We start from the raw sequence: 11,172 nt of genomic DNA, 5'->3' as shown, positions 1-11,172 counted from the left end.
CGGCGGTCGGTCAGGCCTGGGCCGGCGCGAACTTCGGGTTGGCGCCGTGCGCGTTCTGGTTCTGCTCGCCGGCGGAGGCGAAGAAGACGATCAGGACGATCCAGCCGACCAGCGGGACGACGCCGATGAGCTGCCACCAGCCGGAGCGGCCGGTGTCGTGCAGCCGACGCGCACCCACCGCGAGGGTGGGGAGGAGGACGGCGAGGCTGTAGAGGCCGTTGAGGATGCTCGAGTCGAGGACCGCCTTGTCGACGATCGTCAGCACGATGCTGATCACGACGCTGACCAGCGTGAACATCCAGTACTCCTTGCGGCGCGCGCGACCGCTGAACACCGCGTACTTCTTCAGGACTTCCAGGTACCAGCTCATGGTGTCCCCCCACAGGACTCGAGTGTGCGTCCTGTCCTTCTGGCCAGGTCGGATTGCGACACTAGGTGGCTTGAACTGCACAGGTCAAGCCATCATTGCCGACATGATCAACCATGGCCGGAATGAGATATTCCGGTGACTCCGCCGTGCTGGAGACCGGCTCACCCGTCGTCGCCCGTCCCGCGCTGCGGCTCCAGCCGGTTCTCCCGGCCGCCCAGGTCCAGCCGGAACGGCGGGTAGACGTCGGTCATCAGCGCGGCGTAGACGGTCACGCGCGCGACCCAGCGGGTCAGCCCGATCAGCAGCCCGAACAGGGAGCGCGGGTAACGGCCGGTGGCGGCGAGCACGATCACGGCGACCAGCGACAGGTAGGCGATGAGCCCGCTGTGCCAGCCATTGCCCCACCCGTTTCCGGCGAGCATGCCGACGACGATGTACTGCGGGATCGCCAGCAACCACCACTTCACCAGGACGAGGCCGCGGGAGAGCCGTTCCGGGTAGGCGACGTCGAGGTGTGCCGGGTAGTCGGGGACGTCGGCGAGCGTGAACGGCGGGTAGCGGTCGGTGCCGAGCGCCGTGTGGGCGTAGTAGGCGACGCGCCAGTTCCAGCGCAGGACACCGACGTTGAAGTCGAACAGGGGCCGTGGGTACCGGGCGGTGAAGAGCACCGCGAAGAAAGCCACGACGGTCACCAGCACGAACCCGACCCACAGGAAGCACAGCACGATGTAGTGCGGGATGGCCAGCAACCACTTCACCAGCCACAGCCATCGGGAGAGCTGCGGATCGAGTGACGCCTCGATCCGCACGGGGGACGTGTTCTCGGCAGTCATGTGCGTCACTCCTCACGCTCGTCGGAGCGTAGGTCCCGCGACCACGGACCCAGGCTCGCACGCGGCCCGGGGGGGACGCGAGTCGCGTCCGCACCCCGATGGCGGTCCACGTGGGGCGATGCGACTCTGGAGGCATGAGCGGACACCGACGCCGAGCCGGTCTGCTCCCGCTCGTGACGGCCTCCGCCGCGGCGGTCCTGTACACGTTCTGGTTCCGGCCGCGGATGCTCACCTGGGGTGCGACCGAAGAGGAGACGAACCGGGCCTGCCCCGGCGACGCGATCGTTCCCGACCCCGACAGCACCTCCACGATGGCGACCACGCTGCCGGCACCGCCCGGTGCGGTCTGGGCCTGGCTGGTGCAGATGGGAGGCGACCGCGGGGGCTGGTACAGCTGGGACCGGCTGGACCACTACGGGGAACCGAGCGCCGACCGCATCGTGCCCGAGTGGCAGCACCTGGAGGAAGGACAGCGCCTGGTCGCGGCACGCGACCGCCGGACCTGGTTCACGGTGGCTGTGCTGGAACCGGACCGGACCCTGGTGCTGCGTTCGGAGCTGCAGCTGCCCTCCGGGCACTCACTGGCCCGGGCCCCGGACAGCGGGCCCGGTTCCGCGCCACGCGGCTTCGCGCAGGGGGTCTGGGGGTTCCATCTGCGGCCGAGGCCCGGCGGCAGCACTCGTCTGGTGGTCCGCACCCGCGGCCGGAGCCGGCCGCGCGCGCTCACCCGGCCGTTCGACCTGCTGCTCGGCGAACCCGCGCACTTCGTCATGCAGACCCGGCAGTTCCGCAACCTGCGCGCCCGGGTCGCGGCGCGGACCTGAGTCCGGCCCGTGCGGCATCCGCCGTGCGCCGCGGGCCACGCGGTTGATCCGGGCCGGGCCCCGCTGACAGGGTCGTGCCCCATGCCCACCTTCACCGCACCCGATGGAACCGAACTCGCCTACCACGTCTCCGGGGACGGCGCACCCGTCGTCTGTCTGCCAGGCGGCCCGATGCGGGACTCCGCCTACCTCGGCGACCTCGGCGGCCTGTCCGCACACCGGCAGTTGATCAGGCTGGACCTCCGCGGCACCGGCCGGTCGGCAGTACCCGCGGATCCCGGCTCCTACCGCTGCGACCGGCTCGTCGGCGACCTCGAGGCGCTGCGCGAGCACCTCGGCCTCGATCGGATGGACCTGCTCGCACACTCCGCCGGCGCGAGCCTGGCGGCGCTGTACGCGGGCCGCCACCCGGAACGGATCGGCAGGCTCGCCCTGATCACGCCCAGCGTCAACGCCGTCGGGATTGCGGTCACCGACGAGGACCGGCTCGGGGCGGCTCGGCCGCGTCGGGAGGAGCCGTGGTTCCCGACCGCCTTCACCGTCCTGGAGGAGATCGTCGCGGGCAGCGGCACGGACGGCTCCTGGCGTGCGATCACGCCGTTCCTGCACGGCCGTTGGGACGAGGCGGCGCAGTCCCTCCAGGCGTCGGAGGACGAGCAGACCAACACGGAGGCGGCGGCCGTGTACAACGACGGCGCCTTCGACCCCGACGCCACCCGCAGGGCACTCGCCGCCTTCGGACAGCCGGTGCTGCTGCTCGCCGGGGACCTCGACCTGGCGACGCCCCCGCGCCCGATGGAGGAGTTCGCGGCACTGTTCCCCGACGCGGAGTTCGTCGTCCTGCCGGGTTCCGGGCACTACCCGTGGCTCGACGACGCCGACCGCTTCGTGGCGGCCACCGCGCGGTTCCTGGACCGGCTCATGAGCTGAGGCACCATCCGGGAGGTGCTCCGTGGCACGGCCGGGGCGTCGCGACCGGGTTCACCCGGCGCCGTCCGGGAACGCGTGGCTGCCGCAGCGCAACAGGGCGTGGGCGAACCCGACATCGCGGCCGGACGCCCCGTCCGGGACGCTATGCCCCGGGGGCGGGGCGAACCGCACGCGGTCCCACGCACACCGCCCCGTGTCCGGCCACCCGCCGCCTCAGCTCCCGGTCGGCGGTGACCACCAGGCACGGCCGACCGGAGAGCTCCCGCACCAGCTCCACGATCCGGTCGTCGCCGCTCCCGCCTGCGGGATCCGCCCGGACGCCCGGGACGGACGGCACGTGCTTCGCCGCCCCCTCGACGACCAGCACGATCTCCGGCGGCGCGTCACCGGAGGCAGCCCACTCGGGGACGTCCCGCCCCCGGGGCAGCCCCTCCCGGGCGAACCGGGCCAGCCGGTCCCGCAGGCGTTCCGTCGCGCCGTGGCGGTCGCGCCACCAGCCGTCCGGGACGGAGCCCACCGTGTTGGCCGCGTCCACGATGACCAGGGGCCGATCTGCTGCGTTCACACGGCAACCCTGCCACGGTCCCCTGCCGGGGCGGGAGCCGCGGCGCACCCGGAGAGCGGGGGAACCGGCCGGGCCTCCACCACCCGCCGAAAACACCTCCGGGCCGACGGTTCGTCACCGTCGGCCCGAAGCCGTGCAGATCCTGGCGGAGCGCCGGGTCAGAGCCCGCAGGACCCCCTGTCGAGGTGGAAGTACCGGCCGTTGGCCCAGCGGCACAGCCGCATTCCGACGACGACGCCGACGATGGTGATCACCGCCGGCAGATAGCCGCTGGCGACCTGGATGATCGGGATGGCCGGGCACCCGCCGGAGACCGCCCAGCCGGTGCCGAACAGCACCGCGCCGGGGACCACACCGGCGTGGATGCGGCCCGGCGTGCGGCGGACCCGCAGCAGGGCGAAGACGCACACGATGATCGCGACCGCCCCGGCGAAGGCGAGGAACATGCGCAGGTCCTGGAAGGTGAACATGCGGTTGAGCTCGGTGTAGTCACCGAAGCCGATGTTGGTGACGACGAAGCCGAGTGCCAGTCCGGCGAGGACGTTGCCCAGTAGCACTGCGCCGCGCGTGCGCATCAGATCACCTTCCACAGGAGGAACGACACCGCGGAGGCGGTACCGAAGAACACGGCGGTCGCGACGATGCTGACCGGGCGCAGACGGCCGCAGCCGCTCAGGCCGTGGCCGGAGCTGCACCCGCCCGCCAGGCGTGTGCCGAAGCCGACCAGCACGCCTCCGGCGAACAGCACAGCGGTCATGATCCAGGGGTCGGCCGTGACCATGTCCCGGAACCCGGGGCCCATGTCGAGACGGAGATCGAATCGTCCGGAGGTGACCGCGGCGATCAGTCCGCCGACGAAGACCGACACCAGCAGGGCGGCCTGGGTGAACAACGGGGCCGGCCGCTGGTTGGCGGCCGAAGCTGCGGCAGGCGGGGCCGGCTCCTCGTCCCATGGCGCAGGCCCGGTCTCCCCCTGCGGGGCGTACGCGGCGGCCGGCGCTGCGGGCACGGTCCCGAAGTGCTCGGCGGTGGCCGCGGCGAGGGCGTCGGCGAGCGCCTTCTCGTCGGTGAACTCCTCTTCCAGCCGCTCGATCCGGCGTTCACGGCGCCAGTGCAGGACGCGGTCCCACGCCGACGAGATGCCCAGCGAGCGACCGGTGACAACGGTGTGGAGGACGGTCACCAGGGCGAGCCCGAGGGCGCCCGCCCACCAGGGCCAGTAAGTACTCATGAGGGGCTTGTCATCCAATCGACGAGCCGGGCCCACAGGCCGCGCTTCGCCGCTCGGCGCGAGTGGCCGGCGGGGCGGTCCTGTGGCTGGGGGGACTGGGTTTGCTGCGACGGCTGACGGTGCCGCGGCGTGACCGGCGGGAGGGCCGGTTCGAACCGGTGCACGGTGTCCCGCGACCGCGGATCGGACATCGGCGGTTCCTCACGGAACTCCCGGCGGAAATCCGAAAGGGCTTCCTGTGCGGCTTCCTGCCGGGGCGCCCGCCGCGGTGCCTGCGCCTCCGCGACCGTACCGGACCAGTTGGCCTGGGACGCGAGGTGCAGTGCCTGGTGCCCGTTGGGCAGCAGACTGATCGGCACACGCTCGCCGGTGAGCGACATCTGGTAGCGCGCGCACTCGAGCCACCTGTCCTGGCTGTCGCAGTAGTGGTCGCGCCACCCCTGCAGGCTCGATTTGAGCAAGGGGAAGAGCGGACATGCTGCAGCGTGTGAGCAACCCACGTTGCTCCCTTCTGAGCGGCGCGCACCGACCGTCCGGGGTGGGCGGTCACCGTTCTCGGTTCCTGTCCTTGCAGTGCCCGGTCGACGATCGCAAGGCACCGGGGATTGCGGGCAGGGCGGCGCGGCACGACTGCCGACACCGCGTCGACGCGTGATGCAATCATTGTTTGGGGCTGTCGAGCAACCTTGCGAACGCATCACCCCGCCGGGTCCGCGGGACATTCCGCTTCGTCGCTCGCAGTTGGTGCGGTGGCCCCCGGACCGGACGCCGTCCGCCTCCGCCGCTCTGCGGGCCCGCCGGCAAGTCCCGGCAGCCGGGGGCGCATCAGACCTCGTCCGGAGCCGAACCGAGCGGTGGCCACGGCGAGTCGGGCCGCCTCGCTGCCTGCGGATCCTCCGCATCGTGCCACCGCACACCTGGCGGGACGCCTTCCCCCGCCTCCCCGCGTCCTCCGTCATGGCGTGCGCTCCCGTCCCGGCCGGGCGCCGCCTAGCATGCGCCCCATGACCACTCCGGCCGACGACGGCATCCACCCCTTCCGCATCGCCGTCCCCGACAGCGAGCTGGAGGACCTGAACCAGCGCCTGGACCGCACCCGGTGGCCGGATCAACTGCCCGGTGTCGGCTGGGCGTACGGGATCCCGCGCGACTACCTGCAGGAACTCGTCCGCTACTGGCGTCACGGGTACGACTGGCGCGCCGCCGAGGCCCGGCTGAACCGGTGGCCGCAGTCCACCACCACCGTCGACGGAGCAAAGATCCACTTCGCCCACGTCCGTTCACCGGAACCCGACGCGGTCCCGTTGATCATCACGCACGGCTGGCCTGGCTCCATCGTGGAGTTCACCGGGATCACCGGCCCGCTGACCGACCCGCGCACCCACGGAGCGGACCCCTCCGACGCCTTTCACCTGGTGATACCGAGCATTCCCGGATTCGGCTTCTCCGGGCCGACCCGGGAGACCGGCTGGGAGTACCGGCGGATCGCCGCCGCGTTCGCGGAGCTGATGGAGCGCCTCGGCTACCGGCGGTACGGCGCACAGGGCGGCGACTGGGGCTCGGCCGTCTCCCGCGAGCTCGGCCGCATCCGTCCCGATCGGGTCGTCGGCGTCCATCTGAACCTGATCCCCGGGACCGCTGCCGTCACGGAACCGACCGCGGAGACACTGGCCGGACTCGACTCGGCCGAACGTGCGCGCACGCTGGCCTCCTGGGAACGGACCCGGGAGTGGAACCGGGATCGCCAGGGCTACGCGGACATCCAGTCCACCCGTCCGCAGACCCTCGCCTACGCCCTCACCGACTCCCCGGTGGGGCAACTGGCCTGGATCGCTGAGAAGTTCATGGAGTGGACGGACTCGCAGGACCGGCCGGAGGACGCCGTCGACCGCGACCAGCTGCTCACGAACGTGATGCTGTACTGGCTGACCGGAACTGCGGGATCGTCCGCGCGCATCTACTACGAGCGCGCCCACGCGGACTACTGGGGTGCACCCCCGGAGCCGTCGACGACGCCGACCGCGCTGGCCGCGTTCCCGCAGGAGAACTTCATTCCGCTGCGGCACATCGCGGACCGGACGAACAACATCGTCCAATGGTCGGAGTTCGACCGGGGCGGTCACTTCGCCGCGATGGAGGAGCCCGACCTGCTGGTCGACGACATCCGGACGTTCTTCCGCCGGTTCCGCACGGCCTCCCCCGGCTGACGCCGGGCCGGCGTCGCCCGAGGGGTGCACGCCGACGGCACGGGCGAGCCCGCCGGCGGTGGTGCGCCTCCGGCGGTTCTCTCCGAGCAGGCGCCGACAGACCCGGGTCAGGTCGGTCGCGCGCGCTCCGGGGGAAGCGTGACCGTTCCGGGCCGGTGCTCGAACGTGTTCACCACGAGCCACTCCAACTCGGCTTCGCACAGGTTCCGAACGCCGAACTGCAGCACCTGCCGGAACGCACTCCGGTCGTTCCGGTCGACGTGAACGTCGCCGAACGCGAGCGGGAGCCGCCGGTACTCCCCGGTCGGCAGCTTTGGCACGACGACACCGGCCCTCCAGTGCTTCACCTGCCGGTCCGCGTTTCTGCCGGAGGGCCTCCGGGCCGTTGACCGAACTCACGTGAGGCCGGCGGAGTGCCCCCGGGAGAGCGACCCACGCCCGGCTCGCGTCACAGCCCTGCGGCGCCAGCCGCAGTTGTCGGACCGGGACCTCGTCATGGCGCCGAGGTGAGCAGGTGGACGGCGAGCCCGGCGATCAGCGCGCTGGAAGCCATGGCAGTGATGAGCCGGCCCCGATTGCCGGTCAGAGTTCGGCCGAGGAGCGCTCCCCCACCGGCGAGCAGCAGTTGCCAACTCGCGGACGCCGCGAAGGCCGCGAGGACGAACACGGCCTGCTCCGACCGGCCCGGAGCCGCGGTGCCCTGACCGCCGATCACAAGTGCTGTGAAGTAGACCACGGTCAGGGGGTTCATCATCGTGATTCCCAGCAGTCCCGCATAGGCCCGTGCGGGATGGAGGGGAACCTCGTCGGTCCGGGTCGCCGCCTGCCGAGTGCGGTACCGGCTGACTGCCGTGGCACTGCTGTGGGCAGCCAGTGCGATGAGCACCAGGGCCGAGACCCACCGCAGGGGAATCACGATCGGTTCGACGGCGGGGATGAGCGCGGAGCCCCCAAGCGCGGCGATCAACGCGTAGAGACCGTCGGCGGTTGCGACACCCAGCGCGGCACAAGCCCCGATCTTCAAAGAAGTCCGGGCCGTCAGAGCGACCAGATGTGTTGCCACCGCCCCCACGGGCATGGCGATGCCGTAGCCGGCGAGGAGGCCCGCGACCAGCGCGGCAATCACGAGTGCGGGAGCATCGGCCTTCGCAGTCGGCCGGGCTGCTGCTGGACGCGCACCGATCGGACGGCGGAAGTCGACGGCAGAGAGGCGAGGGTCGCATTCATGAACAGATCCTGCGAACGTCGCGACGGTCCGGGCAACCCATTTTCGGGCCCGTGGCCGCTGTCCCGGGGCCGGTGAAGCGGGTTCGGCCGGTGGCCTGCCCTGGCCGGGGTCCCCCTCGCGGACGGTGAAGTTCACATCGCGGTGACGGGTGACGAGCTGGAACAGGTGAGCCCTGGTGTGTTCCGGGCCGGCGGCCCGCGAGAAGTTGTCCCTGCGCCACGGCAACCGGCAGGGTCGGTCCCGTGCAGGAGCAGGTTCCGTTGGAATCAGCGACAAGAGGACTCGGGCGGGTATCGAACGTGTCTGGTGAGGATGGCGGCGCGCCCATTCCTGATCCAGAATGATCGGATGGTTCCGCTTGAGACTCCCCGTTCGATCCTGCGTCGCTGGCGCGAGGAGGACGTTGCGCCCATGGCTGCCGTCAATGCCGACCCCGAGGTCATGCGGTGGATCCGTGACGGCAACATCCGTGACGAACAGCAGACTCGTGGCGGGGTCCAGGCATGGGAGAGCGAGTGGGAGTCACAGGGCTTCGGCCTGTTCGCCGTGGAGATCCGGTCCACCGGCGAACTGGCCGGATTCACCGGCCTTTCGGTGCCCGACTACTTGCCGGAGGTGCTGCCGGCGGTTGAAGTCGGCTGGCGGCTGGGACGTTCCCACTGGGGGCAGGGCTTGGCCACCGAGGCCGCTGCGGCCGCTGTACGGTTCGGGTTCGAAGAGCGAGGGCTGGAGCGGATCGTCAGCATCATTCAAGTGGGGAACGACGCCTCCGAGCGGATCACTGCCAAACTGGGGATGCATCCGGTCCAAGAGACCGTCAATCCCACCTGCGGTCGGCGAGTACGGGTGTTCGAGTTGTCGTCGGAACAGTACGTCACAACCACTCGTCGACGACGGCAACGAGAACGGTGGTCCCGTAGCGGACCACGGGTCCGGCCTGCCTGGTGACCACCGATCGCCTCTCTTGAGGCGATTGATGCCGCACTCGACCGCCTACCGGGCCTCGTAGTCCTCCGGGTCGAACCAGCGACGAACAGGTGACCTGGCGCGTCTCGGGTGCGTCCCGGTGCCCGCTGTTGACCGTGCTTCACCGACCCGTCGAGCACGGATCGGGCACGGCTGCCCTGCCACCGCCGGCCAAGAGGGCGGTCGGCTACTCACCTACGTGTCGCCGACGCCTACGCGCTTCCCGACGCTCCCGGGCCTGCCTGTTGCCTTCCTTGACGGCCTGGATCTCTCGCCAGACCCGGAAAAAGAAGTAACAAGCGAGTATCGCGACGCAGAGACAGCCGATCGCCAGCGAGAGAAGCGATGTCGTGTCGCGAAGGGCTGCCCACGCCTCGATGCCCAGAAGGGTGACACCGAACTGGGTAAGCCGCCGTTTCACGGATCGCCTCCCGGACGCCCCGCCGGATGGTGGGAATCGGGACAGCTTGACGTGGTCCGCCATGCTGCCTCGACGGTGATGCAGCAGTGATGGACACATCGTAGGCGTGGGAATTGATGGACGACCCACGACCGATGAGACGTCTCCGGGCCGGCGACCATGTGCCGCCGGCCCGCGAGAGGTTGTCGCTGCGCTACAGCACCGGCAGGTTCTTGCGCAGCTCGAAGGCGGTGACCTCGGAGCGGTACTCCTCCCACTCCGACTTCTTGTTGCGCAGGAAGAAGTCGAAGACGTGCTCGCCGAGCGTCTCGGCGACCAGTTCGCTGCGCTCCATGAGGGTGATCGCCTCGCCCAGGTTCTGCGGCAACGGTTCGATGCCCATGGCGCGCCGCTCGGCGTCGGTGAGCGCCCAGACGTCGTCGTCGGCGCCGGCCGGCAGCTCGTAGCCCTGCTCGATGCCCTTGAGCCCGGCGGCGAGCAGCACCGCGTACGCGAGGTAGGGGTTCGCGCCGGAGTCCAGCGAACGCACCTCGACCCGGGTCGACCCGGTCTTGCCGGGCTTGTACATCGGCACCCGGATGAGCGCCGAACGGTTGTTGTGACCCCAGCAGATGTACGACGGCGCCTCGCCGCCCGCGCCCGCAGTGCGCTGGGAACCGCCCCAGATCCGCTTGTAGGAGTTGACCCACTGGTTCGTCACCGCCGAGACCTCGGCGGCGTGACGCAGCAGGCCGGCGATGAAGGAACGCCCCACCTTGGACAGCCGGTACTCGGCACCCGACTCGTGGAAGGCGTTGCGGTCGCCCTCGAAGAGCGAGAGGTGGGTGTGCATCCCCGAGCCGGGATACTCCGAGAACGGCTTGGGCATGAACGTGGCCTGGACGCCCTGCTCCAGCGCGACCTGCTTCATGACCAGCCGGAACGTCATGATGTTGTCCGCCGTGGACAGCGCGTCGGCATAGCGCAGATCGATCTCCTGCTGGCCCGGCGCGCCCTCGTGGTGCGAGAACTCGACCGAGATCCCCATGGATTCGAGCATGGTGATGGCCTGGCGGCGGAAGTCCATGCCGACGTTCTGCGGCGTGTGGTCGAAGTAACCGGACGAGTCGGCGGGCACCGGCCGGCGCCCGTCCATCGGTTTGTCCTTCAGCAGGAAGAACTCGATCTCCGGGTGTGTGTAGAAGGTGAACCCGAGGTCGGAGGTCTTGGCGAGGATGCGCTTGAGGACATAGCGCGGGTCGGCGTACGAGGGGGAACCGTCCGGCATCAGGATGTCGCAGAACATCCGCGCCGTTCCGGGGGCTTCGGCGCGCCACGGCAGGATCTGGAAGGTGCCGGGATCCGGTTTGGCGATCATGTCGGACTCGTAGACGCGCGCGAACCCCTCGATCGCGGATCCGTCGAACCCGATGCCCTCGTCGAAGGCCTGCTCCAGTTCCGCCGGCGCCACGGCGACCGACTTGAGGAACCCGAGCACATCGGTGAACCACAGACGCACGAAGCGGATGTCGCGCTCTTCGAGCGTCCGGAGCACGAACTCCTGCTGCTTATCCATAGTTCCCAATCCTCGCAGGTCAGAGTCCTGATTCAGCGACTT

At 70.3% G+C, this 11,172-nt stretch carries 13 protein-coding genes; 4 read left to right on the top strand and 9 right to left on the bottom strand.

Features of this window, described 5'->3' with window-relative positions; all coding sequences use genetic code 11:
- Positions 1-10 precede the first annotated feature (10 nt).
- A complete protein-coding gene (locus tag M1E25_RS18865) occupies positions 11-370 on the bottom strand; it encodes a DUF805 domain-containing protein (protein ID WP_251417121.1) in 360 nt (119 codons plus the stop codon).
- 161 nt (positions 371-531) lie between these two features.
- Entirely contained in the window at positions 532-1,203 is a 672-nt protein-coding gene (locus M1E25_RS18860) for a DUF4389 domain-containing protein (RefSeq protein ID WP_251417119.1), read from the bottom strand.
- A gap of 134 nt (positions 1,204-1,337) precedes the next feature.
- On the opposite strand from M1E25_RS18860, the gene M1E25_RS18855 reads away from it, so the two are divergent.
- Together M1E25_RS18855 and M1E25_RS18850 are read left to right on the top strand one after the other, a co-directional pair.
- A complete protein-coding gene (locus M1E25_RS18855; protein WP_251417116.1) occupies positions 1,338-2,027 on the top strand; it encodes a hypothetical protein in 690 nt (229 codons plus the stop codon).
- 81 nt (positions 2,028-2,108) lie between these two features.
- A complete protein-coding gene (locus M1E25_RS18850; RefSeq protein WP_251417114.1) occupies positions 2,109-2,957 on the top strand; it encodes an alpha/beta fold hydrolase in 849 nt (282 codons plus the stop codon).
- Between the two features lie 142 nt (positions 2,958-3,099).
- Here M1E25_RS18850 and M1E25_RS18845 read toward each other — a convergent pair whose 3' ends face one another.
- The 4 genes from M1E25_RS18845 to M1E25_RS18830 form a co-directional block, all read right to left on the bottom strand.
- Positions 3,100-3,522 carry an NTP pyrophosphohydrolase gene (locus M1E25_RS18845; RefSeq protein ID WP_251417113.1) on the bottom strand — a complete coding sequence of 141 codons (423 nt, stop codon included), beginning with the start codon at positions 3,520-3,522 and terminating at the stop codon, positions 3,100-3,102.
- Between the two features lie 158 nt (positions 3,523-3,680).
- On the bottom strand, positions 3,681-4,097 hold the full coding sequence (locus M1E25_RS18840) for a YeeE/YedE thiosulfate transporter family protein (protein ID WP_251417110.1): 417 nt from the start codon (positions 4,095-4,097) through the stop codon (positions 3,681-3,683).
- Complete coding sequence (locus M1E25_RS18835) at positions 4,097-4,753, bottom strand: YeeE/YedE family protein (protein ID WP_251417108.1); 657 nt, start codon at positions 4,751-4,753, stop codon at positions 4,097-4,099. Before M1E25_RS18835 ends, M1E25_RS18840 begins: the two co-directional genes overlap by 1 nt.
- Entirely contained in the window at positions 4,750-5,214 is a 465-nt protein-coding gene (locus tag M1E25_RS18830) for a hypothetical protein (protein WP_251417107.1), read from the bottom strand. The genes M1E25_RS18835 and M1E25_RS18830 overlap by 4 nt, the downstream gene beginning before the upstream one ends.
- Before the next feature lie 543 nt (positions 5,215-5,757).
- Between M1E25_RS18830 and M1E25_RS18825 the strand changes: the two genes are divergently transcribed.
- Positions 5,758-6,960, top strand: coding sequence for an epoxide hydrolase family protein (locus M1E25_RS18825; RefSeq protein WP_251417105.1), 1,203 nt, complete (start codon positions 5,758-5,760; stop codon positions 6,958-6,960).
- Positions 6,961-7,067: 107 nt separating this feature from the next.
- Here the strand turns inward: M1E25_RS18825 and M1E25_RS18820 are convergent, their stop codons facing one another.
- Both M1E25_RS18820 and M1E25_RS18815 read right to left on the bottom strand, forming a co-directional pair.
- Positions 7,068-7,280, bottom strand: coding sequence for a hypothetical protein (locus M1E25_RS18820; protein ID WP_251417104.1), 213 nt, complete (start codon positions 7,278-7,280; stop codon positions 7,068-7,070).
- Between the two features lie 173 nt (positions 7,281-7,453).
- The gene (locus M1E25_RS18815) at positions 7,454-8,086 is read right to left on the bottom strand and encodes a LysE family transporter (protein WP_251417103.1); all 633 of its coding nucleotides are present in this window, start codon (positions 8,084-8,086) and stop codon (positions 7,454-7,456) included.
- A gap of 450 nt (positions 8,087-8,536) precedes the next feature.
- On the opposite strand from M1E25_RS18815, the gene M1E25_RS18810 reads away from it, so the two are divergent.
- Positions 8,537-9,136: a GNAT family N-acetyltransferase gene (locus tag M1E25_RS18810; protein WP_285830920.1), complete on the top strand. Its 600-nt coding sequence runs from the start codon at positions 8,537-8,539 to the stop codon at positions 9,134-9,136.
- 632 nt (positions 9,137-9,768) lie between these two features.
- Here the strand turns inward: M1E25_RS18810 and glnA2 are convergent.
- Entirely contained in the window at positions 9,769-11,130 is a 1,362-nt protein-coding gene (gene glnA2, locus M1E25_RS18805) for a gamma-glutamylpolyamine synthetase GlnA2 (protein WP_251417101.1), read from the bottom strand.
- Between the last annotated feature and the right edge of the window lie 42 nt (positions 11,131-11,172).

The organism is Streptomyces meridianus (genome assembly GCF_023703325.1).
In the GTDB taxonomy this organism is placed as follows: domain Bacteria; phylum Actinomycetota; class Actinomycetes; order Streptomycetales; family Streptomycetaceae; genus Streptomyces; species Streptomyces meridianus.
Note: the sequence above shows the minus strand (reverse complement) of the source record. Positions and strands in the feature narration are given on the sequence as shown.

What these genes read in the sequence shown, in the direction of transcription:
- glnA2 (WP_251417101.1), bottom strand. Translation starts at nt 11,130, where the DNA reads ATGGATAAGCAGCAGGAGTTCGTGCTCCGGACGCTCGAAGAGCGCGAC.
- M1E25_RS18840 (WP_251417110.1), bottom strand. Translation starts at nt 4,097, where the DNA reads ATGCGCACGCGCGGCGCAGTGCTACTGGGCAACGTCCTCGCCGGACTG.
- M1E25_RS18810 (WP_285830920.1), top strand. Translation starts at nt 8,537, where the DNA reads ATGGTTCCGCTTGAGACTCCCCGTTCGATCCTGCGTCGCTGGCGCGAG.
- M1E25_RS18850 (WP_251417114.1), top strand. Translation starts at nt 2,109, where the DNA reads ATGCCCACCTTCACCGCACCCGATGGAACCGAACTCGCCTACCACGTC.
- M1E25_RS18865 (WP_251417121.1), bottom strand. Translation starts at nt 370, where the DNA reads ATGAGCTGGTACCTGGAAGTCCTGAAGAAGTACGCGGTGTTCAGCGGT.
- M1E25_RS18855 (WP_251417116.1), top strand. Translation starts at nt 1,338, where the DNA reads ATGAGCGGACACCGACGCCGAGCCGGTCTGCTCCCGCTCGTGACGGCC.
- M1E25_RS18835 (WP_251417108.1), bottom strand. Translation starts at nt 4,753, where the DNA reads ATGAGTACTTACTGGCCCTGGTGGGCGGGCGCCCTCGGGCTCGCCCTG.
- M1E25_RS18860 (WP_251417119.1), bottom strand. Translation starts at nt 1,203, where the DNA reads ATGACTGCCGAGAACACGTCCCCCGTGCGGATCGAGGCGTCACTCGAT.
- M1E25_RS18825 (WP_251417105.1), top strand. Translation starts at nt 5,758, where the DNA reads ATGACCACTCCGGCCGACGACGGCATCCACCCCTTCCGCATCGCCGTC.